Origin of the sequence: Gordonia aquimaris, from assembly GCF_026262595.1 — a bacterium.
GTDB lineage: Bacteria > Actinomycetota > Actinomycetes > Mycobacteriales > Mycobacteriaceae > Gordonia > Gordonia tangerina.
The window spans coordinates 60,348-83,939 of the sequence record NZ_JAPKFM010000013.1 but is presented as its reverse complement, the minus strand read 5'-3'; the positions used below and the strand labels follow the sequence as shown (position 1 = coordinate 83,939).

Sequence of the window (23,592 nt, the reverse complement as noted above, 5' to 3'; positions counted from 1 at the left end):
ACCAACTGGGCGGCCGGCGGGTACACGTCGTCAGGCCCCGGTCACGTCACGAAGCGATGAGCGGCGTTGCCGGTGAGCCCAGGTGAGACACCCTCGCACAACCGAATCGAGTGATCGTAGAACTCCTCGTCGAGGGGTAGGAATCCGATCGGTTCCTCGTCGGCAACACTGCGAAGTCTGTCGGCCAGCTCGCGTTCGACCCCTTCGATGGTGGACGCATTCACGTCGCGCGCCTGGGTGATGAGATGCGGACGGAGTGCGGACATCCCGGTGTACCAGAGGGTTCCGTGCAGCGTAGGCCACAGCACGTCCTCGATGTCGCCGCTGATCCCGCGCGGGCCGAGGCTACCGGGACGGTCGCCGGCGGTGACGATCGTCAGCGCACGTCGTCCGACCAACCCGCCGTCGCCGTACTTTCGGGCTCTCCCCGTGGCCGGATCCATCACGTCGTAGGCGAAACCGCGCTCGAAGACCCGGTCGATCCATCCCTTCATGATCGCCGGCATGCCGTACCACCAGAGCGGGAACTGCAGCACGACGAGGTCGGCATCGGCCAGTTTGCGCTGTTCGGTTTCGACGTCGGCCCCGCCCTCCTCGCGCAGAACCGGATCCCAGTCCATCGCGTAGAGATCGGATTCGGTCACCTGCCACCCCTCGGCGTGCAGAGCCCGTACACCGAATTGATGGAGATGGCAGTTGAGAGACCCGCGATCGGGATGTGCACTCACCCACAAAGCCTTCATGCCGGGTGCAACACGGACAACCGACTGCCGCATTCCGCGCGAGGGAACCGCCTGCGCCGGTCGGGGCGCCCAGTCAACAAGAATCAGTGCCCAATCGACGGGAAAGGCGCCCAGTCGACGGGCCGGGGACTAGCCCGAGTTGCGTAGGGCGGTGGCGAGGCCGTTCATCGTCAGCTGGATCCCGCGGCGTATCCGTGGCTCGTCGTCACCGGCACGGAACCGGCGCAGCAGCTCGATCTGCAACAAGTTGAGCGGCTCCAGATACGGGAACCGGTTGTACACCGAGCGTTTCAGCGCCGAGTTGTCCGACAGCAGGTCCTCGGTACCGGTGATCTTCGCGCACATCGCGATGGTGCGTTCGTGTTCGTCGACGATCATCCCGAACACCGTGTCGCGTAGGTCCTCGTCCTCGACGAGCTGGGCGTAGCGGTGCGCCAGTCCCATATCGGACTTCGCGAGCACCTGCGCCATATTGGATATGACGGTGCGGAAAAACGGCCAGGTCTCGTAGTAGCGGCGCAAGGTTTCCAAACGCTTCTCGTCGTCGCCCACCCATTGTTCGAAGGCAGAACCGGTGCCGTACCACCCGGGCAGCATCACCCGCGATTGCGTCCAGGACAGCACCCACGGGATGGCCCGCAGATCGGAGATCTTCTCGGTCTGCTTACGCGACGCCGGCCGGCTGCCGATGTTCAGCGCGCCGATCTCCGACAACGGTGTCGACGTGGTGAAGTACTCCACGAAGCCGGGCGTCTCGTGAACCAACTTGCTGTAGGCGGAACGTGCGAGGGCCGCGATCTCGTCCATGTTGCTGTAGACGTCCTCGGATTCGTCGCCGAGTCCTTCCACATCGAGCAGCGACGACTCTATGGTCGCTGCCAGCAAGGTCTCCAGATTTCGTTCGGCCAGGACGGGTTCGGCGTACTTGGCCGCGATGATCTCGCCCTGCTCGGTGATTCGCAGAGAACCCTGCACGGCTCCGGGCGGTTGCGCGAGGATGGCGTCGTAACTCGGGCCACCACCGCGCCCGACGGTGCCACCACGTCCGTGGAACAGTCGCAGTCGGATTCCGGCCTTCTCGGCCGCCTCCACCAGGTCGAGTTCGCCGCGGTACAACGCCCAGTTCGCGGCCATGTACCCGCCGTCCTTGTTCGAGTCGGAGTAGCCGAGCATCACCTCCTGCATACCGGCCTGACCTTCGACGAGGTCGCGATAGAGGGGGATGTCGAGTGCCGCCAGTAGTGTCTCGGCCCCTTGCTGCAGATCCTCGATGGTCTCGAACAGCGGCACGATACGCACCGACGACGACAGCTTTCCGGTCTCCGGATCCAGATCGATCAATCCGGCTTCCTTCAGCAGGATCATCGGCTCGAGCATGTCGCTCACCGACGTACACATGCTGATGACGTAGTTCGGCACCGACTCGGGGCCGAACATATTGACGGCCTTGGCGGCTGCCCGCACGATGTCGAGTTCCTTGGTCGCGAGCTCGCTGAGCTCCGCGTCCAGTCGGGTGAGCGGACGTCGTGCGGTGAGCTCGCGTGTCAGGATCTCCACCCGTTGCGCCTCGTCGAGTGAGGCATAGTCCGGGTGCACGCCGGCCCATGCGAGCAACTCGGCAACGACCTCTTCGTGCATGTCGGAGTTCTGCCGCATGTCCAGGCCGGATAGGTTGAAACCGAAGGTACGGACCGCTTCTCGCAGCATGAGCAGGCGGTCGTCGGCGATGATGTCGTCGTGGGTGGATCGCAGCGCGGCGTCCACGATGTCCAGCTCGGCGAGCAGTTCGTCTGCGTCGGAATACGGCTCGGCCCCGTCGAGCTCGAAGAGATCCGATGCCTTCATGACCTCCTCACCGAACATGTGGACCGCGGTGGCCACGAGACGAGATCGGATCTTGCCCAAGGCGAGTCGGAACGGCTCGTCGGCTGCGGGATCGGCCCGGTCGACTCCCCCGAGTTCATAAATCCGGTCGTCGGGCGACATGAGGCGCGTCGACATGCTCAGTTCTTCGGCCAACAGGCGCAGTTCCGACAAGTGGTGACCGATGGCCGTACGCGCCGCGAGGGTGGTGGCCATCTCCACGATCTCCCCGGTGACGAAGGGATTGCCGTCGCGGTCGCCACCGATCCAGGAACCCATCCGCAGCATCGGATCGTCGTCGAGCCCGGCGTCGGGGTACGCGCTGCGCAGCGCCGCACGGACACCTGTGTTGATCTTGGGTACCACCTCGAAGAAGGAGGCGTCGTAATACCGCAGGCCGGAGCGGATCTCGTCCTTGATGTTGAGTCGCTCGAGACGGATCAGCGCCGTCTGCCACAGGGTCAGGATCTGCCGGCGGAGGCCTTCGAGCACCTCGGCCTCTTCGGCCGGCGTCAGTTCTGTCCGGCTGCGGAAACGCATGAGTTCGGTGATGCGGTTCTGAGCTTCGAACACGGTGCGGCGGCGCGTCTCGGTCGGATGAGCGGTGATGACCGGCACCACCGTCGCGTCCGCCAGCGCCTTGCCCACCTGAGCATCGGTCAGCCCGGCTTCGGCCAGCTTTGCGTAGGTTGCCGCCAGGGTGCTGTCCTGGGGCGGATCGCCCGCTCGCACATGGATGGCGCGCCGCCGTTCGCGGTGGATGTCCTCGGCGAGATTGGCCAGCAGGGCGAAGTTGCAGAACGCACGGATCACGGGCATGGCAACCGACAGGTCGACATCGGCGAACATGTCGGCGAGGGTGTCGCGATCGATCTCCGCGCGACGGATGCGGAATGCGGCGATCCGCGCGTTCTCGACCAGATCGAAGACCTCGTCGCCCGAGTGTTCGCGAACCATGTCACCCAGCAGGCCGCCGAGCAGGCGGATGTCCTCACGCAGTGGCTCGGTGAGAGCGCGGCCCTCGTCGTCGATGATGATGTGGTCGGCGATTGTCATCGTGGGACGCCACGCAGGCGCTCCGGCGGACCGAGTGGACTCAGACGAGATCGATTCGCTCATGAGGTCAGTATCCCGGTATTCACACGGTGCGTCATCTCGGGGCGCGTCGGGGCGCGTCGGCCCGGCGGCCGGTATCGGGCACCGTGGCGGGCGCGGTCAGCGCGAAAACGGCGACCCATACCTCCGCACTGATGCGGAAAGGCAGGGTCGCCGAATGTTTCGACGTCTGATCGTCAGGAAAGTTTGATGTCGACTCCGATGCCGATGATGAAGATGAACCAGATGATGCCGACGAAGACGGTCAGCCGATCCAGGTTGCGCTCGACGACGCTCGAACCGGACAGACTCGACTGCACACCGCCACCGAACAGCGACGACAAGCCACCGCCCTTACCGCGGTGCAGCAACACCAGCACCACCATCAACACGCTGGTGATGACCAATCCGATGTCGAGTGCGAGCTTCACGTGTAGTCAGTCCTGTTCGGTCGGTGCAAAGCAACTGTGGCAGGTCGCGCGGAGCGTCGAACTCCGCACAACCTGCCACAGTCTACGCGCTCGTCGCCGGTGCTCAGAGAATGGGGTGACGGGGGTCAGCGGAACCAAACCCCTGCCGCCCTCAGGAGGCCCGGAGCTTGCGAGCAGGAGCCGTCACGGCAGTGGCCCGCCGGCCGCGATGGCCGACAATGTCGCGAACTCGTCGGATTTCAGCGACGCACCGCCGACGAGGGCTCCGTCGACATCGGTCTGGCCGACGATGTCGCCGACGTTCTTCGCGTTCACCGAGCCGCCGTACAGCACCCGAACCGAATCTGCGGTCGCATCGTCCGAGATTTCGGCGAGTGCACCCCGCACGGCCGAACACACCTCCTGGGCGTCCTGCGCGCTGGCCACTCGCCCCGTGCCGATGGCCCACACCGGCTCGTACGCGATGACCACCTTGCCGACCTCCTCGGCCGACAAACCCGCCAACGACCCCTTGAGTTGGGTGACGTTGTATGCGACGTGTTCGCCCGCCTCCCGGATGTCGAGACCCTCACCGATGCACACGATCGGCGTCAGGCCGTGCTTGAGCGCCGCCTTGGTCTTGGCCAGGACGACCTCGTCGGTCTCGGCATGCATGGTGCGACGCTCGGAGTGTCCGACGACGACATAGGTGCACCCCAGCTTGGCCAGGAAGGCACCGCTGATCTCACCGGTAAACGCCCCCGAATCGTGTGCCGACAGATCCTGCGCACCATAGGTGAGCAGCAACTTGTCGCCGTCCACGACGGTCTGGACGCTCCGGATGTCGGTGAACGGCGGGATGACCGTCACATCGACCTTGTCGAAGTACTTCGCGGGCAAGGCGAACGCGATCTTCTGGACGAGCGCGATGGCCTCCAGATGATTCAGGTTCATCTTCCAGTTGCCCGCAATGAGCGGTGTACGCGCCATCAGCTCTCCAGCACTTTCAGTCCGGGCAGCTCCTTGCCCTCGAGATACTCCAGGGATGCCCCGCCACCGGTCGAGATGTGCGAGAAATCGCTGTCGGGCAGACCCAGGGTGCGCACGGCGGCCGCCGAGTCGCCGCCGCCGACGACCGTGAACGCGCCGCCCTTGGTGGTCACCGCGATCGCTTCGGCGACCCCGCGGGTACCCGATGCGAACTTCTCGAACTCGAACACGCCCGAAGGCCCGTTCCAGAACACCGTCTCGGCTCCGGAGAGGACCGCGGTGAAACGTTTGACCGATTCGGGCCCGATGTCCAGACCCATCCACCCCTCTGGGATCTCCGTTACGGAGACCGTCTTCGCCTCGGCGTCGGCGGCGAACTTGTCGGCCACCACCACGTCGACCGGCAGCCGAATCACGTCACCGAACTGCTCGAGCAGGCCCTTGCAGGTGTCGATCTGATCTTCCTGCAGCAGCGAGTTGCCCACCGAGTGTCCCTGCGCGGCAAGGAAGGTGAACGCCATGCCGCCACCGATGACCAGGGTGTCGACCTTCGGGGCCAGCGCTTCGATAACGCCGAGCTTGTCCGACACCTTCGACCCGCCCAGGACGACCGCATACGGCCGCGCCACCTCGTGGGTCAGCTTCGACAACACGTCTACCTCGGCCGCCACGAGTTTGCCGGCGTAGTGCGGCAGGAGCTTCGCGACGTCGTACACCGACGCCTGCTTGCGATGCACCACACCGAAGCCATCGGAGACGAAGGCACCGTCGTCGCCGACCAACTCGACGAGCGCCTTGGCCAGCGCTTCCCGTTCGGTCTCGTCCTTGGAGGTCTCGCGCGGATCGAAACGCACGTTCTCCAGCAGCAGGACATCGCCGTCGGTGAGGCCTTCGGCCCGGGCGAGCGCATCGGTTCCGACCACGTCGCCGGCCAACTGCACGTTGCGGCCGAGTTCAGCGCCGAGTCGCTCGGCCACCGGGGCCAGCGAGAACTTCGGATCCGGTTCGCCCTTCGGACGACCGAGATGCGCGGTGATGATGACCTTTGCACCGGCATCGACCAGCGCCGACAAGGTCGGCAGGGAGGCCAGGATGCGGCCCGGGTCGGTGATCGTGGTTCCGTCGAGCGGAACGTTGAAATCCGACCGGACCAGCACTCCCCGACCCGAAACGCCTTCTTCCAGAAGGTCTTTCAGTGTGGGTACGCCCATGGTGGCGTTGCTCCTAGTGACTCGAGGGCGATTACAGCGACTTGCTGACGAGACCGGTCAGGTCAACCAGGCGGTTGGAGTAGCCCCACTCGTTGTCGTACCAGGAGACAGCCTTGACCTGATTGCCGATGACCTTGGTGAGGCCGGCGTCGTAGAGCGACGAGTGCGGATCGGTGACGATGTCGCTGGAGACGATCGGCGCGTCGTAGTACTTCAGGATGCCCTTGAGCGGTCCCTCGGCAGCAGCCTTCATCGCAGCGTTGATCTCGTCGGCGGTCGCGGACTTCTCCAGGATCGCGGTGAGGTCGGTGACCGAGCCGGTCGGGATCGGCACGCGCAGGGCGTAACCGTCGAGCTTGCCGAGCAGTTCGGGCAGCACCAGGCCGATGGCCTTGGCCGCACCGGTGGAGGTCGGGACCACGTTCAGCGCGGCGGCGCGGGCGCGGCGCAAATCCTTGTGCGGGCCGTCCTGCAGGTTCTGGTCCTGGGTGTAGGCGTGCACGGTGGTCATCAGGCCGGAGACGATGCCGAACTCGTCGTTGAGCACCTTGGCGAACGGGCCGAGGCAGTTGGTGGTGCACGAGGCATTGGAGATGATGTTCTGGCTGCCGTCGTACTTGTCGTCATTGACGCCCATCACGATGGTGATGTCCTCGTTCTTGGCGGGCGCGGAGATGATGACCTTCTTGGCACCGGCGTCGAGATGCCCCTTGGCCTTGGTGCCGTCGGTGAAGATGCCGGTCGACTCGACCACGACATCGACGCCGAGATCACCCCACGGGAGTGCCGACGGGCCCTCCTTGATCGCCATCGCCTTGATCTTCTTGTCGCCGACGACGATGGTGTCCTCACCCTCGAGGCTGACGTCCTCCGGGAGGCGGCCGAGGATGGAGTCGAACTTGAGCAGATGAGCGAGTGTCGCGTTGTCGGTCAGGTCGTTGACCGCGACGATCTCGATGTCGGTGGTACCCAAAGCCTTCTGTGCTTCCACGGCGCGGAAGAAGTTGCGGCCGATCCGGCCGAATCCGTTAACGCCTACCCGAACAGTCACTGTTGTGCTCCTTAGCGGTATTCATCATCAAGGCCTGCGGCCGCAAACGGGGGCGACATTCACGATGGTGAACATCACCCGTGGCCCACCTCAGCCTAGTAGGAGGCTCACCGAACAGCATGCGATGGGTACGAATCGCCCGACACGCGGGTTCGACTGCGCTCAGGCGTCGTCGAGCAGGTCCGAGGTCACGGCCGATTCGGTGTCCGGTATGCCGTCGGTGCGGGCCTTCTTGTCCGCCATCGACAGCAATCGTCGAATGCGCCCGGCGACGGCATCCTTGGTCATCGGCGGATCGGCGAGCTGACCGAGTTCCTCCAGGGAGGCCTGCCGATGGGTGATGCGCAACTGGCCGGCGGCCACCAAGTGATCGGGCACCTCATCGCCCAGGATGTCGAGGGCCCGCTCGACCCGGGCGGCCGCCGCGACGGCGGCCCGAGCCGAACGACGCAGGTTGGCATCGTCGAAGTTGGCGAGGCGGTTGGCGGTTGCGCGGACCTCGCGACGCATGCGCCGCTCCTCCCACACCAGCCGGGTGTCGTTGGCACCCATGCGGGTCAACAACGCACCGATGGCCTCCCCGTCCCGGATGACCACCCGGTCGGCTCCGCGCACCTCACGTGCCTTCGCGGACACACCGAGCCGGCGGGCCGCGCCGACCAACGCGAGGGCCGCTTCGGGGCCGGGGCAGCTGACTTCGAGTGCTGAGGAGCGACCCGGCTCGGTCAACGAACCGTGGGCCAGGAAGGCACCGCGCCACGCGGCCTCGGCGTCGGCGACGCTGCCGCCGACGACCTGAGCCGGGAGGCCCCGGACCGGTCGGCCACGCAGGTCGAGCAGTCCGGTCTGGCGCGCCAGACCCTCACCGTCCTTGGTGACCCGCACGATGTAGCGGGCACCTTTTCGAAGACCGCCGCTACGCAACACGTGGACGTCGGAGTTGTAGCCGTACAGGTCGAAGATCTCCCGCCGCAGCCGTCGCGCGACGTTGCCGAGGTCCACCTCCGCCTCGACCACCACCCGCCCCGCCACGATGTGCAGTCCGCCGGCGAATCGCAACAGCGCCGACACCTCGGCCTTGCGGCAACTCACCTGGGTCACGGTCAGACGTGAAAGCTCATCCTTCACCGCCGCGGTCATCGCCACCGGTCCCTGCCCTCCTGTCACGGTTCTTCTGTCCGGGTCGCGCCGTGGCACGCCAGGAGCATTGAACCCATCCCCGGTGATCACCGCGTCGGCTCCGAACGCCGTCGCCGGTGCACACGACTCACTCACGATTCTTGCGCTCGGACAGCGTATCGACTCAATTCACCTTCGCACAGTTGCTTCACCAGAGTGGCGACTTTCTCCGGGTCGTGCACGTGCCGACCAGGTATTGCGAGGTCACCTACGTGCAGGCGTGCGCCGAACAACTCAGCCGCCCGGATCAGGTGATCCCGCTCACGCCCGGCGGGTACCGAGGCCGCGTCGACCACGATGTCGTCGACCTGGAACACGTCGGCGTGGGCGTGCAGCACATGGAGGTGGCGTTCCACCGAGAATCCGGTCGTCTCACCGGGTTCGGGTGCCAGGTTGACGAACAGCATCCGCCGCGCGCGGGTCTCCCGCAGCGCCCGGAGCTGCTCGGGTACCAGCACGTGCGGGATCACGCTGGAGAACCAGGACCCCGGGCCCAGCACCACCAGATCTGCCTCGCGGATCGTCTCGACGGCATCCGGGCACGCCGGCGGGTCTGCCGGGAGCAGACGAACCCGCCGGACCTTTCCGGGTGTGGTCGCGACCGCGACCTGCCCGCGGATGCACCTGCTGATGCGCGGGTCGCTCTCCAGCCCGGAGACGTCGGCCTCGATGTCGAGTGGCACCGCCGACATGGGCAGCACGCGGCCATCGATGTCGAACACGGCGACGAGCTCGTCGAGCGCCGCCACCGGATCCCCGGTGACCTCGGTCAGGCCTGCCAGCAGCAGGTTGCCGACCGGGTGACCCGCCAGAGCTCCCCGACCGCCGAATCGATGCTGGAAGATACTCGCCCACAGTTCGTGTGCCGACGGGCCGTGCGGGGTGGGTCCGTCTACCCTGTCGGCCAGCGCAGCCGGCGCAGACATTAACGCCGACAATGCCATTCGCAGATCACCAGGCGGGATGACGCCCAACTCGGCGCGCAGCCGTCCCGACGATCCACCATCGTCGGCGACAGTGACCACTGCCGTGACATCAGGGCTCAGATAGCGCATCGCCGTAAGCGTCGCGTACAGACCGTGCCCCCCGCCGAGCGCCACGATCCGCATGTCGCGCGCCGCGGGTTCCTGCGGGGCACTCATTCGCGCCCCAGATCACGATGGATCACCCGCACGTCGTAGCAAGGCGTGCCGTGCGTGTCGGTCGCCGCCGCGAGCCGACGGCCGACCTCCTCCGAGATCGCCACGCTGCGGTGTTTGCCGCCGGTGCACCCGATGCTGATCGTCATGTACCGCTTGCCTTCTCGCAGGTATCCGGGAGCCACCACCGCCACGATCTCGAGATGGAGATCCACAAAACGACCCGCACCGTCCTGACCGAGCACGTAGTCCCGGACCTCGTCATCACGACCGTTCTGCGCCCGCAGGTCGGCGATCCAATACGGGTTCGGCAGGAACCGGACGTCGGCCACGTAGTCGGAGTCGATCGGCAGACCGTACTTGAATCCGAACGACTGCACGGCCACGCTGAGGCGGTTGTCGGTGTCGTGCGGGTACACCCCCTCCACCACCTCGCGCAGTTTGGCTGCGGTCAGCGCCGATGTCTCTACGACAAGGTCGGCGGAGTTCTTGATCGGCGCCAGGATGGCGCGCTCGCGGGCGATGCCGTCGACAAGTGTCTCGCGGCCCTGCAACGGATGGCGTCGCCGCACCTGTTCGAAGCGGCGCACCAGGACATGGTCACTGGCGTCGAGGAACAGCAGCTTGGTGCGCGCGCCGGACGTTTCCAGTGACTTGCGGAGATCGTCGAGTTGACCGCCGATCTCGTCGTCGGACGCGCGGATCACCATCGCCAGGCGCGAGATCGTCGGGTCGCTCTCGCGTACCATCTCCACCATTGTCGCGATCAACGACGGCGGCACGTTGTCGGCGACGTACCACCCGTCGTCCTCGAGCACGTTTGCGGCGGTGGAACGGCCGGCCCCCGATAGACCGGCGACGAACAGGACGGTGAGGTCCGTGGCCTCTCTGCCGGTCTCGGCGGTCGGTTCGGCGTCAGGTGGGTCGATCACCGGTCGTCTCCTCCACTCGTTGCTCCGTCGATTCGCGTTGAGTTGTTGCAGCTCCCGCGCCGGCGTGCTCCGGCCCAGCAGGGTCGCGCACAGCAGGGTCTGGCCCATCGTGATCGGCCCCAGCGGGATCCGACACCGCGGGGTCGGGTGCCGCATCCTGGGCCAGTGCGGCTCGGACGGCTCGTGCGGTCGCCGACCCGATTCCCGGGACCCCCGAGATCTCCTCCAGAGACGCCTCGCGCAGGCGGGCGACCGACCCGAAATGCGTGACGAGCGCCGTGCGGCGGGTACGACCGAGCCCCGGCACACCGTCGAGAACGGATTCGGTCATGCGTTTGCTGCGCTTGCTGCGGTGGAAGGTGATCGCGAAGCGGTGCGCCTCGTCGCGCACGCGTTGGAGCAAGAACAACGCCTCGCTCGTCCGCGGCAGGATCACCGGTTCATCATCACCCGGAATCCACACCTCTTCCAGCCGTTTGGCCAGTCCGACGACCGCGACGTCGGTCACGCCGAGCTCGTCGAGCACCGTGGCGGCGGCGTGCGCCTGCGGCGCACCACCGTCGACCACGAAAAGGTTTGGTGGGTAGGCGAACTTGCGGGCGCGACCGGTATCGGGGTCCACCGCGGAGGTGATCGGACTCTCCTGATCCTGCCGATGCCGCAGGAATCGCCGTCGGGTCACCTCGGCGATCGAGGCGACGTCGTCGGAGCGGCCGTCTCCGGCAGCGTGCCGGATCGAGTAGTGCCGGTAGTCAGATTTGCGGGCGAGGCCATCCTCGAACACGACCAACGACGCCACGACGTCGGTGCCCTGCACATGGGAGATGTCGACGCACTCGATTCGCAGCGGCGCCTGGTCGAGGCCGAGTGTCTCCTGTAGCTCGGTCAGGGCGGCCGACCGCGTCGTGAGGTCGCCGGCACGCCTGAGCTTGTGCTGCGCCAGTGCCTCGGCGGCGTTGCGCGTCACGGTGTCGAACAGCGCCTTTTTGTCACCGCGTTGCGGCACACGCAGGTCCACCCGGCTGCCCCGCAGATCCGACAACCACTGCTGGAGATCCGCGTGATCGTCGGGCAGCGCCGGGACCAGCACCTCGCGCGGGATCGACTCGCCGTGCGCACGGTCGTCGTCGATCTCGACGGTGGCGTCGAGATCGACCTGGGCACCGTAGAACTGGGTCAGGAACTGCCCGACCTCCTCACCGGCGGAATCGTCGTCGGACCGCTCGACCACCCATCCGCGTTGGCCACGGACCCGGCCATCGCGAACGTGGAAGACCTGGACCGACACCTCGAGTTGATCCCCGGACATGCCGACCACATCGGCGTCGGTACCGTCACCGAGGACCACTGCCTGCTTCTCCATCGCGCGCCGCATCGCGCCCACGTCATCACGCAGTCGAGCGGCCCGCTCGAAGTCGAGTTCGTCGGCAGCGGTGGTCATCTCACGCTCGAGTCGGCGGATCATCTGATCGGTGCGGCCGGCCAGGAAGTCGCAGAAGTCGTCGACGATCTCACGGTGCTGCTCGGCGGTCACGCGCCCGACGCACGGCGCCGCACACTTGTCGATGTACCCGAGCAGGCAGGGCCGGTCGATCTGTCGGTGGCGTTTGAAGACGCCGGTCGAACATGTGCGGGCCGGGAACACGCGGGTCAGCAGATCCACGGTCTCGCGGATGGCCCAGGCGTGCGAGTAGGGCCCGAAGTAGCGCACCCCGCGCCGTCGCGGGCCACGGTAGACGAACAACCGCGGGTACTCCTCGTTGAGGGTCACCGCGAGCACCGGGTAACTCTTGTCGTCGCGATAGCGGACGTTGAACCGGGGATCGAATTCCTTGATCCAGTTGTACTCGAGCTGCAGCGCTTCCACCTCGGTGCCGACCACGGTCCACTCGACTGCCGCGGCGGTGGTCACCATCTGGCGAGTGCGCGGATGCAGCCCGGTCAGGTCCGCGAAGTACGACGTCAGGCGCGACCGCAGATTCTTGGCCTTGCCGACGTAGATGACCCGGCCGTGTGCGTCACGGAACTTGTAGACCCCGGGTTCGGTCGGGATGCTGCCCGCGGCGGGGCGATAGGTTGACGGGTCTGCCACACAGTCCAGGCTAATCGGTGCCTACGACTGCTCGACCGGACCCATCTCGCCGCCGGAGTCCGAGCCGTAGCGCTCGGCCAACTCACGAAACGAATTCATGGCCGACACCGCGCGATCGGCGTCGGCTGCCTGCACCGCGAGAACCGGCACGTGCTCGTCGTCGGGCAGCAACAACCGTGCGGAGAAGCCCTTGTCCGGATAGGTCATGCCGCGCACCCGATCCCAGCCGAACAGGCGCTCACCCACCAAGTTGCGTACCGCGACACCCGACGGACCCACCCGCAGCCGTGGCTGAGTGAACAGCAGGATGGCGGCGGCCTCGACGACCCCGATGAGCGCGAGACCGAGCTGGTCGGAGCCACCGATGTGCACGCCGGTGTCGGAGATGGTCAGCAGCGCGGCGAAGACGATGTGGATGGCCAGCACCACCGCGGCCGCCGCGATCGCGATCCGCGGCATCCGCCGGGGACGGTAGATCAGGTCCCACTCCACGGCTGTGTCCGCACTCATCCCAGCGACTCGCCCCGAGCCAGCGCACGCAGGGTCAGCGCTGATGCGAGTGCCGCTGTGGTGGCCTGGGCGCCCTTGTCCTCTTTCGAGTCCGGCAGGCCCGCTCGGGCCAATGCCTGCTCCTCGGTGAGCGTGGTCAGCACCCCGTTGCCCACCGGCGTGGACTCATCCAACGACACCCTGGTCAACCCGGCGGTGACAGCGTCACAGACGTACTCGAAGTGGGGGGTCTCCCCCTTGATCACCACACCCAGCGCGACCACGGCGTCGTGGGTGCGTGCCAACGCCTGCACGATGACCGGCAGTTCGATCGCCCCGGCCACCCGGACCACGGTGGGGTCGACGACGTGATGGGACTCCGCCACCCGCAGCGCGCCCTCGAGTAGTGCAGTGCAGATGGTGTCGTGCCACTGGGAGGACACTATTGCCAGCCGCAGAACACTCGCATCGGCGAGGTCGAGTGTCGGCTCACCGTGTCCGCTCACGCCGGATCCGCCTCATCGTTGCGCTCCACCCAGTCCTCCAGTCCCACCAGGTCGTGGCCCATCCGGTCGCGCTTGGTACGCAGATAGTGCAGGTTCTCGGAGTTCGCGCGGACCGGCATCGGTACCCGGTCGACGATCTGTAGTCCGTAGCCGTCGAGACCGACGCGTTTGGCCGGATTGTTGGTGAGCAGGCGCATCGAACTCACGCCGAGGTCAACCAGGATCTGCGCCCCGAGCCCGTAGTCGCGTGAGTCCGCGGGCAGCCCCAACTGCAGGTTCGCGTCCACCGTGTCCGCACCGGAGTCCTGAAGCTGGTAGGCCTGCAATTTGTGTAGCAGTCCGATGCCGCGGCCTTCATGACCACGCATGTACAGCACCACGCCGCGGCCCTCGGCAGCGACCATCTCCATCGCCGCATCGAGCTGTGGCCCGCAGTCGCAACGCAGGGAGCCGAAGACATCACCGGTCAGACACTCGGAGTGGACCCGCACCAGCACGTCGTGGCCGGCTCCGTCCGGGCCCGTGACGTCGCCCTTCACCAGCGCGACGTGTTCGACGTCGTCGTAGATACTGGAGTAGCCGACAGCGCGAAAATCACCGTGCCGGGTGGGGATCCGGGCCTCGGCGACGCGGACCACGTGCTTCTCGTGCCGCCGACGCCAGGCGATCAGGTCGGCGATCGAGATGAGGGCAAGATCGTGATCGTCGGCAAAGACCCGCAATTCGTCGGTCTGCGCCATCGACCCTTCGTCCTTCTGGCTGACGATCTCGCAGATCACGCCGGCAGGCGCGAGTCCGGCCAGCCGCGACAGGTCCACCGCGGCCTCGGTGTGGCCCGGCCGTCGCAGCACGCCCCCCTCCTTGGCGCGCAACGGCACGACGTGGCCCGGTCGCGTGAAATCAACGGCGCTGCTGGCCGGGTCGGCGAGCAACCGCATGGTGGTGGCACGGTCGGCGGCGCTGATGCCTGTGCCGATCCCCTCCCGGGCGTCCACGGTCACTGTGTAGGCGGTGCCGTGTTTGTCCTGGTTCATGGAGTACATCGGGGGCAGGCCGAGCCGATCGCAATCGTCGCCTGCCAGCGGGACGCACAGGTAACCGGAGGTGTAGCGAACCATGAAGGCGACGAGTTCGGGCGTGGCCTTCTCGGCCGCGAAGATCAGGTCACCCTCGTTCTCACGGTCCTCGTCGTCGACCACCACCACCGCCTTGCCGGCGGCGACGTCGGCGATGGCCCGCTCGACCGAGTCGAAACGCACCTTCTCACGAACCGCCGGATCTGCCGGACCCGTCATGCCCTCACCACCTACCGTTGCACTGCTGATCATGTCTACTCCGCCGCCGATCCGTCTCGTCCACCAGTGTCGCCCACCGGTTGCGCCGGCGGGGAGTGCGCCTCCTGCAGAGCGGGATGGAGACGTTCGACGTACTTGGCGATCACATCGACCTCGAGGTTCACCGGGGCGCCGACGGCCGCCGCCCCGAGGTTGGTCTCCTGCAATGTGGTGGGGATCAGCGATATCTCGAACCAGGGCCCCGAGGTTCCGGGCTCGGAGGTTGCGGGCTGGGAGATCGACGACACGGTCAGTGAGACGCCGTCGACGGTGATCGATCCCTTCTCCACGATGTAGCGCTCGAGTTGGGTGGGTACCGCGATCCGTACGACGGTCCAGTTCTGTGACGGGGTCACCGACAGGATGCGTCCCACCCCGTCCACGTGGCCCTGCACGATGTGGCCGCCGAAGCGGCCGCCGGCCGCCATCGCGCGTTCGAGGTTGACGTGGTTGCCGGCAGTCAGGTCGGCGAGCGAACTGCGACGCAACGTCTCGGCCATCACGTCCACGGTGAACTCGTCGGTCTGATGCTCCACGACGGTCAGGCACACGCCGTTGACGGCGATGGAATCGCCGAAGCCGGCGTCGCTGGTCACCAGGGGGCCTCGGACGGTGAGTCGGGCCGCGTCGGCCAGGTCGTCTCGGCGGACGATCGTGCCGAGCTCCTCGACGATGCCGGTGAACACGGTGTGTACTCCTCACAACTCGCTCGGTGCATACGGCGATGTGAGAAGGAGGGCAGGCACTGGCCGGCCCGGTTCTCTCACATCCGGACTATGACCGTCGGCTCCGGATTCACACCGGATCTGCTGTCCCTGCCGGAGGGCAGGCGCTCGCGGGCTCGGCATCCTCACGAGGTATGAGTACGCCATCACCGCCGGTGGGGAATTCCACCCCGCCCCGAGAACTCTGACATCGAAATTAGCACGCACTGACCCGCGACGGCACGCGGCGTCCCTGTGCGGCATGAGAGCGCGGACCCGTCGGCTGACGCCGGCGACGGTCAGACCGCGTCATCCGTGCGGGTCAGCCTCACGAGCACGTCATCGCCGAGGGTGTCGACCGCGGCGAGTGAGAACCGGTGCGCATCGGTCAGGGTGGTGATCCCCGGGATCTCCACCGACGCGGCGCCCCCGCCGAGCACCATGGGTGCGAGATAGGCATCGATCTCGTCGACGAGTCCCGCGGCGAGAAAAGCACCGATGATCGACGGACCGCCCTCCACCAGCACCCACAGCGCTTCGTCGAGCGCGTCGAGCACGGCCGCCGGGTCGTGGCTGCGGATGTGATGCAGGGGCGCGATACCGTCGGCGACCCGCGCACCGACCGGGATCGCGCGCCGGCCCATCACAGCTCGACTTGGCTGATGCGGGAGCAACGCCCCGTCGTCGGCGCGGGCGGTCAGCGCCGGGTCGTCGGCGAGCACTGTTCCGGTACCGACGACGATGGCGTCGAGCCGTGCTCGCTGTGCGTGCACACGCCGTCGACTCTGCTCGCCGGTGATCCAGCGACTCGTCCGGTCGGGCGCAGCGATCCTGCCGTCGATGGTGGAGGCGAGCTTGACGGTGACCAGCGGTCGACCACGGCGTTGGCGGAAGAGCCACGGTCGCAACGGGCCTGATTCCGCCGCGCAGCGCTCCACCCCCGCCTCAACGTTCAGTCCCGCCGCCCGCAAGGTCGCGGCGCCACCTGCTGCCGTCGGGTTGGGATCCGCGACCGCGAAATACACGGCGGCCACACCCGCATCGATCAGGGCCGCCGTGCAGGGTCCGGTACGTCCGGTGTGATCACAAGGTTCCAAGGTGACCACGGCGGTGGCACCCTCCGCCGCGGCGCCCGCCGCTCGCAGCGCCATCACCTCTGCGTGCGGACCGCCGGGCGGTTGGGTGTGGCCGCGCCCGACGACGGTGCCGTCGCGGCCCAGGATGACCGCACCGACAGGCGGGTTCGGCGAGCTGACACCCTGCGCGGCCGCCGATTCGTCGATCGCCATTCGCATCGCGCGAGCGATGTCGATCTCTGTCGGCCGACGATTCGCCACCACGTCGTCACGCGCGCGTCGTGCGCGCGGCGAGCGCCTGGTCGCGCAGCGCGGCAACGGCCGCCCCCGGGACGTCGGCGCCGTAGACCGCCGACCCGGCGACAAAGCAGTCGATGCCCGCCTCCGCGGCCTGTTCGATGGTGTCGGCGTTGATCCCGCCGTCGATCTCGACGAGCAGACGCAGGTCCTCGGTGTCGATGACCTTGCGGATCGCCCGCGCCTTGGCGAGCACCTCGGGCATGAACTTCTGCCCACCGAAACCCGGTTCGACACTCATGATGAGCAGGGTGTCGAAGTCGCGGATGATCTCCAGGTACGGGTCGAGTGGTGTGCCGGGTTTGATGCTCAGCCCCGCTTTGGCGCCGGCGGCGCGGATATCCCGGGCAACCGCGAGCGGGTCGTCGGTGGCCTCGGCGTGGAACGTCACATTGTGGGCGCCGGCCTCGGCGTACGGCGGCGCCCACCGCTGCGGATTCTCGATCATCAGGTGACAGTCGAGCGGTATGTCGGTGGCCTTGAGCAGGCTCTCCACCACCGGCAGCCCCAGGGTGAGATTGGGCACGAAGTGGGCATCCATCACGTCGACGTGCAACCAGTCGGCACGGTCGGCGCCCGGCCCGCCGACGGCCTGCGCCTCGGCGGCCAGGTTGGCGAAGTCGGCGGAGAGGATGGACGGGGCGATCATCGGGGCACCGGTGGCACACATGAGCACAGATTGTAGGGCGAGCTCGGACGACGACGATCGTCAGCGCCGCAGGACGGCCAGGAACATCGCATCGGTGCCGTGGATGTGCGGCCACAGCTGGACGTGGGGGCCGTCGCCGAGATGGTCGGCGGGTACCAACGCCCGGGCGTCGATCTGCTCGACCTCGGGCTGCGCAGCGAGGACGTCGGCGACCACACCGACGGTCTCCGCCGGGTGCGGCGAGCAGGTCGAGTACACGACGACACCACCCGGACGGAGCAGCCGCACGGCCTCGGTGAGCAACTCGCGCTGCAGCGTGACCAGCCCGGGGGTGTCCGCCGGGCCACGGCGCCACCGCGACTCGGGTCGCCGCCGTAGCGATCCGAGCCCACTGCACGGCGCGTCGAGCAGAATCCGGTCGAATCCGGGAGTCAACCCGCTCTCTCGCGCATCGGCGACATGGACGTCAACGGGCAGGTCACGCACCACCTTGCGGATGAGTTCGGCCCGGTGCTCGGAGACCTCCACCGCGTCGAGGTGGGCACCGTCGATGTCCGCGATGGCCGCGACCAGCGCGGCCTTCCCGCCGGGGCCGGCGCACATGTCCAGCCAACGGCCCGCGTCGTCGGCCACCTCGGCGACGGTCAGCGCCCGTCCCACCAGTTGGCTTCCCTCGTCCTGCACACCGGCGTAACCGTCGCGAATCGCGTCCAGCTCCCCCGGGTCGCCGCCGGGCAGGTAGACGCAGTATGGCGAGTACCGGCCGACGTCGCCGCCGCTGACGAGCGCCAGTTCTTCGGCGGTGATCAGTCCCGGTCGGGCCACCAGGTGTACAGGGGGCCGTTCGTCGTCGGCGGCCAGCGCGGCCTGCAGCGCTCCCGCGGACCCGCCGAGCGCCTCGGCGAACACCTCGGCGATCCAGCGCGGATGGGCGTACCGGAAGGCGAGGTTGCCGACGAGGTCGTCGGCCATCGACGGTGCGAGTTCGTCGACCCAGAGATCCTCGTCGCGCTGCGACACCTTGCGCAGCACGGCGTTGACGAAACCCGACGGCCCCATGCCCATCTCGGACCGGACGAGGTCCACCGACGTCGACACCGCCGCATGGGAGCCGATCCGGGTGCGCAGCAGCTGATATGTGCCCAGGCGCAGCACATCGAGGACGGCCCCGTCGATCTCGCCAACCGGGCGGTTCGCCGCCGCGGCGATGACCGCGTCGAGCAACCCCTGCGCTCGCGCGGCCCCGTAGGCGAGTTCGGTGGCCAGCGCGGCGTCACGACCGGTGATCCCGCGGTCGGTCAGCATCCTCGGCAGCACCAGGTTGGCGTAGGCGTCGCGCTCCCGCACTGCGCGCAGGGTGTCCCGGGCGGCTTCCCGGGCCGGGTCGACCGCCTTGTCCCGCAGCGCCGCCTTCTTCATTCGCCCGGCTTCGGCGGGTCGCGCACGACCCGGGCGCGCACTGTCGGGCCGTCTGTGCCGGTCGCTCATGCCAGTACCGTCCCGTCGGTCAGCCGCGTGCCACGCGCCCAGTCGGCCGCCGGCATCGCCTTCTTCCCCGGAGGCTGTACCCACGACAACCGCACCGGTCCCGTCGCCGTCGCGACATCGACCCACTTCTTCGCGACCCGCAGCGACCCCGCGGCACCCGGTGTCGGAGCCGTGTCGCCACCTGCGTCGAGAATCTCGACCGGCCCGACCTTGATCCGCGCTCCGTCCAGCGTCGTCCAGGCACCGGGCGCGGGGGTGTGTGCCCGGATACGCCGGTCGATGATGTGTGCGGGCAGATCCCAGCGAATGCGTGCGTCGTCGACGCCGACCTTCGGTGCGTGGCTGACACCTGTTGAGGACTGCGCAACCGGGGTCAGCGAGCCGTCCTCGATGCCGTCGAGGGTGGACACCAGCAGGTGGGATCCGGCCCCGGCCAGTCGTTCGAGCAGATCACCACTGGTGTCGGCGGACCCGATGGCCTCGGTGATGATGCCGTAGACAGGTCCGGTGTCGAGTCCTTCCTCGAGCTCGAACGTCGTGGCACCGGTGACCTCGTCGCCTGCGGCGATGGCGTGTTGCACCGGTGCGGCCCCGCGCCACGACGGCAGCACCGAGAAGTGCAGATTGATCCATCCGTGGGTCGGCAGCGTCAGCAGGCCGGGCGGTACCAAGCCGCCGTAGGCGACCACCGCACCGCAATCCGGACGCCACGAGCGCAGCCGATCCAGCACGCCGGCGTCGCTGAGTCGGCGCGGGGTGATCACGTCGATGCCGTACTCATCGGCGAGTGCCGCGATCGGCGACCGGACCTCCTTGCGGCCCCGCCCGGCGGCTGCGTCGGGGCGTGAGATCACCCCGACCACCTCGTGCTGCGGGGACTCGATCAGCAGGCGCAGCGACGGCACCGCGACGTCCGGAGTTCCGGCGAATACGACCCTCATATGACCCTTTCACGGCGTTCGCGACCTGCATCGAGGTCACCTCTGCGGCGGATGGCCTCGGATTCGTCTCGGACCACGACGATGTCCGCGCTCATCCGATCGTAGGCGGATCGACCTGGACGCGGATCGGTCCGGTCTCGTGCTGGGCGTTGCGATGGACCTGCGCGGCGGTCAACGCCGCACTCAACTGCCGGCCGTCGCGTCGCGGCACCCGCACCAGTATGCGTTCCACGGCTCCGTCGAACGCGTCGCCCGATCCGGCCGGCGGACGAACGCCGACGGGCAGCGGAACCGGACCGAGGAGTTCACCGGTCGGCGGCAGCACCATGGCGTCGACGAACGCCGACACCGTGTCCCGAGCCCCATCGACCGACGCCATGGTCACTGCGGGTGGGAAGCCCAGCTCGCCTCGTTGATTCAGTTCTTCGTCGGCGAAACCCACCGGGTCCCAACGAATCACCGCTTGCACCGGTGCCAGGCCCGCATCGGCGACGATGACGAGGCTGCCACCGTCGGTGTGTGATCGGACCATCGACCCGACCGCCATCCAGTGCCGGACCGCGTCCTCGGCGGCGCGCAGGTCCGCTCGGTCGAGTTGCGCCCAGGTGTCGAGCAGAATCGCCGCGCCGTACCCGCCGTCGGCGATCGGCTCGGCGCCCGGCGTCGCGACCACGATGCGGGCGCCGTCGGGCACCGTCGCGGCGATGTTCGCTCCACCCGAGGTGGTGATCGGCACGCCGGCGAAGGCACGACCGAGTTCCTCTGCGGTCCGTCCCGCTCCGGTGGTCAGCGCCCGCACCTGCGAACCGCCGCACTCCGCGCAGCGAAACGCCCGTTCGGCGCGCCCACACCAGCGACACGAGATCTGATCGCCTACGTCGAGTTGCAGGGGCCCGTGGCAGGCGCGACAACGCGCGTGCGCCCGACACCGCGCACACGCCAGCGACGGCACGTATCCGCGGCGCGGCACGCTGAACAACACCGGCCGGTCGGCGGCGACGGCCCGCCGAGCCGCATCGAAGGCGATACCCGGGATCCGGGCCGACCGGGCCAATGGATCGCCGGCGACCCGACGGTCCTCGGCGCTCAATGCCAACACGCGCGCGGTCCGCGCACGGACGGTGGTGCGGTCGGCGAGAAGATCGTGCGCCCAGCCGGCGGCCACCAGCGCATGGGCTTCGGTCGTGCGGGCCAGTCCCCCAACAACCAACGCGCTGCGCTGCTGATGGGAACGGATGACCGCGACCTCCCGCGGATGCGGATAGGGCGCGCGCGGCTCGTTGAGACTGTCATCGCCGTCGTCCCACACCACGAGCAGGCCGAGATCGTGTACCGGCGCGAAGATCGCGCTGCGGGTACCGAGCACCACGTCGGCCGCCCCGCGCCGGACCGCGAGCCAACGCCGGTACCGCGCGGTGGGCCCGAGTCCGGCGGCCAGTGTCACGCACCGGTCGCCGAACAGCGGTGCACAGACCCGTTCGAGCCGATCGAGATCCCGCTGATCGGGCACGACGATGATTGCTCCGCGGCCCGCCGCCGCGGTCACCGCGGCCAATTCGGCCAACCGCGTCGGCCAGTCCTCACCGGCGGTGGCCTGCCAGACCGCGCGAGGATTGCCGGCCGGCAGCAGGTCGATGAAGGACGGGGCGGCGGGGTATGCCTGCCATGCCGTCAGGTCCGGCACCGCTGCGACTGCACTCGCCGCATTCGGTGGGTCTTCTTTCTCGGTCCGGGCGTGCCGCGGCGGTACGGCCAGGCGCAGCACATCCGACAGCGTTCCCGCATACCGGTCGGCCACCGCCCGACAGACTCCGATCAGTGCCGGATCGAGAACCGGTTCGCCCGATACGACCCGCTCCAGCCAGCCGAGCCGACCGGTGTGGTCGGTCTCGTCGACCCGGTCGAGCAGGAAGCCGTCGATCAGTCTGCCCGAAAATCGCACGCGCACACGCACTCCCGGAGTCGCGACCTCATCCTGCTGTTCATCGATGAGGTAGTCGAACTCACGGTCGAGGTGCGCCAGTCCGAGCATCGGCAGCACTTTGCCGATCGGCTTGCGCGTTGCGGGCACCCGCGACCCGCCGCGGGCGGACACAGTGCTCAGACGATGCGGCAGCTCAGAGTCCGGCCGCAGCGCGGAGCTTCTCGGCGCGGTCCGTGCGCTCCCACGGCAGATCGACGTCGGTCCGTCCGAAGTGGCCGTAGGCCGCGGTCGGCGCGTAGATCGGCCGCAGCAGATCCAGGTCGCGGATGATCGCGAGCGGACGCAGATCGAACTCCTCGGAGATGACCTTCTCGATCACGGTCGGATCGACGCGCTCGGTGCCGAAGGTCTCCACGAACAGGCCGACGGGCGCGGCCTTGCCGATCGCGTAGGCGACCTGAACCTCGATCCGCCCGGCCAGACCGGCGGCGACCGCGTTCTTGGCCACCCACCGCATCGCATAGGCGGCGCTGCGGTCGACCTTCGACGGGTCCTTGCCGGAGAAGGCCCCGCCACCGTGGCGGGCCATGCCGCCATAGGTGTCGACGATGATCTTGCGGCCGGTGAGGCCGGCATCACCCATGGGCCCGCCGAGCACGAACTTGCCCGTCGGATTCACCAGCAGCCGCACCTCGGAGGTGTCCAGAGTCGGCAACGCCAACTCGGCGAGGACCGTGTCGACGACCTTGCTGCGGATGTCGGGGGTCAACATGTTGTCCAGATCGATGTCGGCCGCGTGCTGGGTGGACAGGACGACGGTGTCGAGCCGTACCGGCTTGTCCTTGTCGTACTCGATGGTGACCTGGGTCTTGCCGTCGGGCCGCAGGTATGGGAGCACGCCGGATTTACGGACCTCGGTGAGTCGGCGCGAGAGTCGGTGCGCCAGCGCGATGGGCACCGGCATGTACTCGGGCGTCTCGTCGGTCGCATAGCCGAACATCAGGCCCTGGTCGCCGGCTCCCTGGCTGTCGATCTCGTCCTCGGAGATACCGCTGCGGCTTTCGTGGGAGGTGAACACACCACCGGCGATATCCGGCGACTGGGCACCAATGGCGACGTTCACACCGCAGGAGGCGCCATCGAAACCCTTGGTCGACGAGTCGTAGCCGATCTCGAGGATCTTGCTGCGCACGATGTCGGGGATGTCGACATAGGCACTCGTGGTGACCTCACCGGCGACATGAACCTGCCCGGTGGTGACCAGGGTCTCCACCGCCACCCGCGCGGTCGGATCCTTGGCCAGCATCGCGTCGAGGATCGAGTCACTGATTGCGTCACAGATCTTGTCGGGATGCCCCTCGGTGACGGATTCGCTGGTGAACAGGCGTGACGCAGAGGTGGTCATCTGATCCTCTCAGGCTCTTTCCGGGCCCCGTCTCGGGCGCGTGTGCCGACGACGGGTGCCGTCGATTGTCTCTT

The 23,592-nt window shown here is 67.7% G+C and carries 20 protein-coding genes and 1 riboswitch; all 20 genes read right to left on the bottom strand.

Annotated elements, in window-relative coordinates; translation table 11 throughout:
- Positions 1 to 41: 41 nt before the first annotated feature.
- The 20 genes from OSB52_RS13585 to metK all read right to left on the bottom strand — a co-directional run bounded on the left by OSB52_RS13585 (position 42) and on the right by metK (position 23,518).
- Positions 42 to 743: an NAD(P)H-dependent oxidoreductase gene (locus tag OSB52_RS13585; protein WP_266062196.1), complete on the bottom strand. Its 702-nt coding sequence runs from the start codon at positions 741 to 743 to the stop codon at positions 42 to 44.
- Positions 744 to 872: 129 nt separating this feature from the next.
- On the bottom strand, positions 873 to 3,725 hold the full coding sequence (gene ppc, locus OSB52_RS13580; protein WP_266062195.1) for a phosphoenolpyruvate carboxylase: 2,853 nt from the start codon (positions 3,723 to 3,725) through the stop codon (positions 873 to 875).
- A 173-nt stretch (positions 3,726 to 3,898) separates the two neighbouring features.
- Positions 3,899 to 4,132, bottom strand: a complete 234-nt coding sequence (gene secG / locus OSB52_RS13575; RefSeq protein ID WP_235722058.1) for a preprotein translocase subunit SecG — start codon at positions 4,130 to 4,132, stop codon at positions 3,899 to 3,901.
- Between the two features lie 183 nt (positions 4,133 to 4,315).
- Positions 4,316 to 5,104, bottom strand: a complete 789-nt coding sequence (tpiA, locus tag OSB52_RS13570) for a triose-phosphate isomerase (protein WP_235722361.1) — start codon at positions 5,102 to 5,104, stop codon at positions 4,316 to 4,318.
- Positions 5,101 to 6,312 carry a phosphoglycerate kinase gene (locus OSB52_RS13565; RefSeq protein WP_266062194.1) on the bottom strand — a complete coding sequence of 404 codons (1,212 nt, stop codon included), beginning with the start codon at positions 6,310 to 6,312 and terminating at the stop codon, positions 5,101 to 5,103. Before OSB52_RS13565 ends, tpiA begins: the two co-directional genes overlap by 4 nt.
- 31 nt (positions 6,313 to 6,343) lie before the next feature.
- Positions 6,344 to 7,363 carry a type I glyceraldehyde-3-phosphate dehydrogenase gene (gene gap / locus OSB52_RS13560; protein ID WP_235722060.1) on the bottom strand — a complete coding sequence of 340 codons (1,020 nt, stop codon included), beginning with the start codon at positions 7,361 to 7,363 and terminating at the stop codon, positions 6,344 to 6,346.
- A gap of 162 nt (positions 7,364 to 7,525) precedes the next feature.
- The gene (gene whiA / locus OSB52_RS13555) at positions 7,526 to 8,503 is read right to left on the bottom strand and encodes a DNA-binding protein WhiA (RefSeq protein ID WP_235722362.1); all 978 of its coding nucleotides are present in this window, start codon (positions 8,501 to 8,503) and stop codon (positions 7,526 to 7,528) included.
- A 131-nt stretch (positions 8,504 to 8,634) separates the two neighbouring features.
- Positions 8,635 to 9,684 (bottom strand): gluconeogenesis factor YvcK family protein, encoded by a 1,050-nt coding sequence (locus OSB52_RS13550; protein ID WP_277615133.1) that lies wholly within the window; start codon positions 9,682 to 9,684, stop codon positions 8,635 to 8,637.
- Positions 9,681 to 10,613, bottom strand: coding sequence for an RNase adapter RapZ (gene rapZ / locus OSB52_RS13545; RefSeq protein WP_266062192.1), 933 nt, complete (start codon positions 10,611 to 10,613; stop codon positions 9,681 to 9,683). Before rapZ ends, OSB52_RS13550 begins: the two co-directional genes overlap by 4 nt.
- Positions 10,597 to 12,705: an excinuclease ABC subunit UvrC gene (gene uvrC / locus OSB52_RS13540; protein WP_266062190.1), complete on the bottom strand. Its 2,109-nt coding sequence runs from the start codon at positions 12,703 to 12,705 to the stop codon at positions 10,597 to 10,599. The genes rapZ and uvrC overlap by 17 nt, the downstream gene beginning before the upstream one ends.
- A gap of 21 nt (positions 12,706 to 12,726) precedes the next feature.
- The gene (locus OSB52_RS13535) at positions 12,727 to 13,215 is read right to left on the bottom strand and encodes a PH domain-containing protein (RefSeq protein ID WP_235722063.1); all 489 of its coding nucleotides are present in this window, start codon (positions 13,213 to 13,215) and stop codon (positions 12,727 to 12,729) included.
- On the bottom strand, positions 13,212 to 13,700 hold the full coding sequence (gene ribH, locus OSB52_RS13530; protein ID WP_235722064.1) for a 6,7-dimethyl-8-ribityllumazine synthase: 489 nt from the start codon (positions 13,698 to 13,700) through the stop codon (positions 13,212 to 13,214). The genes OSB52_RS13535 and ribH overlap by 4 nt, the downstream gene beginning before the upstream one ends.
- A complete protein-coding gene (locus OSB52_RS13525) occupies positions 13,697 to 14,995 on the bottom strand; it encodes a bifunctional 3,4-dihydroxy-2-butanone-4-phosphate synthase/GTP cyclohydrolase II (RefSeq protein ID WP_235722364.1) in 1,299 nt (432 codons plus the stop codon). Before OSB52_RS13525 ends, ribH begins: the two co-directional genes overlap by 4 nt.
- 35 nt (positions 14,996 to 15,030) lie before the next feature.
- Positions 15,031 to 15,720, bottom strand: coding sequence for a riboflavin synthase (locus OSB52_RS13520; protein WP_235722065.1), 690 nt, complete (start codon positions 15,718 to 15,720; stop codon positions 15,031 to 15,033).
- A gap of 67 nt (positions 15,721 to 15,787) precedes the next feature.
- Positions 15,788 to 15,946: riboswitch (FMN riboswitch) on the bottom strand.
- 91 nt (positions 15,947 to 16,037) lie between these two features.
- Positions 16,038 to 17,033 carry a bifunctional diaminohydroxyphosphoribosylaminopyrimidine deaminase/5-amino-6-(5-phosphoribosylamino)uracil reductase RibD gene (ribD, locus tag OSB52_RS13515; RefSeq protein WP_266062189.1) on the bottom strand — a complete coding sequence of 332 codons (996 nt, stop codon included), beginning with the start codon at positions 17,031 to 17,033 and terminating at the stop codon, positions 16,038 to 16,040.
- Positions 17,034 to 17,082: 49 nt separating this feature from the next.
- Positions 17,083 to 17,781 carry a ribulose-phosphate 3-epimerase gene (rpe, locus tag OSB52_RS13510; protein WP_266062188.1) on the bottom strand — a complete coding sequence of 233 codons (699 nt, stop codon included), beginning with the start codon at positions 17,779 to 17,781 and terminating at the stop codon, positions 17,083 to 17,085.
- 39 nt (positions 17,782 to 17,820) lie between these two features.
- Positions 17,821 to 19,179 (bottom strand): RsmB/NOP family class I SAM-dependent RNA methyltransferase, encoded by a 1,359-nt coding sequence (locus OSB52_RS13505; RefSeq protein WP_266062243.1) that lies wholly within the window; start codon positions 19,177 to 19,179, stop codon positions 17,821 to 17,823.
- 65 nt (positions 19,180 to 19,244) lie between these two features.
- The gene (fmt, locus tag OSB52_RS13500; RefSeq protein WP_266062187.1) at positions 19,245 to 20,189 is read right to left on the bottom strand and encodes a methionyl-tRNA formyltransferase; all 945 of its coding nucleotides are present in this window, start codon (positions 20,187 to 20,189) and stop codon (positions 19,245 to 19,247) included.
- A 91-nt stretch (positions 20,190 to 20,280) separates the two neighbouring features.
- Positions 20,281 to 22,293 (bottom strand): primosomal protein N', encoded by a 2,013-nt coding sequence (locus tag OSB52_RS13495; protein WP_504925956.1) that lies wholly within the window; start codon positions 22,291 to 22,293, stop codon positions 20,281 to 20,283.
- A gap of 13 nt (positions 22,294 to 22,306) precedes the next feature.
- A complete protein-coding gene (gene metK / locus OSB52_RS13490; RefSeq protein ID WP_235722069.1) occupies positions 22,307 to 23,518 on the bottom strand; it encodes a methionine adenosyltransferase in 1,212 nt (403 codons plus the stop codon).
- Positions 23,519 to 23,592 lie beyond the last annotated feature (74 nt).

Coding starts and splice junctions, on each gene's coding strand:
- OSB52_RS13535 (WP_235722063.1), bottom strand. CDS start 13,215: ATGAGTGCGGACACAGCCGTGGAGTGGGACCTGATCTACCGTCCCCGG.
- ribD (WP_266062189.1), bottom strand. CDS start 17,033: ATGCGAATGGCGATCGACGAATCGGCGGCCGCGCAGGGTGTCAGCTCG.
- OSB52_RS13585 (WP_266062196.1), bottom strand. CDS start 743: ATGAAGGCTTTGTGGGTGAGTGCACATCCCGATCGCGGGTCTCTCAAC.
- OSB52_RS13525 (WP_235722364.1), bottom strand. CDS start 14,995: ATGACGGGTCCGGCAGATCCGGCGGTTCGTGAGAAGGTGCGTTTCGAC.
- rpe (WP_266062188.1), bottom strand. CDS start 17,781: ATGTGTGCCACCGGTGCCCCGATGATCGCCCCGTCCATCCTCTCCGCC.
- OSB52_RS13565 (WP_266062194.1), bottom strand. CDS start 6,312: ATGGGCGTACCCACACTGAAAGACCTTCTGGAAGAAGGCGTTTCGGGT.
- OSB52_RS13505 (WP_266062243.1), bottom strand. CDS start 19,179: ATGAAGAAGGCGGCGCTGCGGGACAAGGCGGTCGACCCGGCCCGGGAA.
- OSB52_RS13550 (WP_277615133.1), bottom strand. CDS start 9,684: ATGAGTGCCCCGCAGGAACCCGCGGCGCGCGACATGCGGATCGTGGCG.
- whiA (WP_235722362.1), bottom strand. CDS start 8,503: ATGACCGCGGCGGTGAAGGATGAGCTTTCACGTCTGACCGTGACCCAG.
- ppc (WP_266062195.1), bottom strand. CDS start 3,725: ATGAGCGAATCGATCTCGTCTGAGTCCACTCGGTCCGCCGGAGCGCCT.
- fmt (WP_266062187.1), bottom strand. CDS start 20,189: ATGAGGGTCGTATTCGCCGGAACTCCGGACGTCGCGGTGCCGTCGCTG.
- metK (WP_235722069.1), bottom strand. CDS start 23,518: ATGACCACCTCTGCGTCACGCCTGTTCACCAGCGAATCCGTCACCGAG.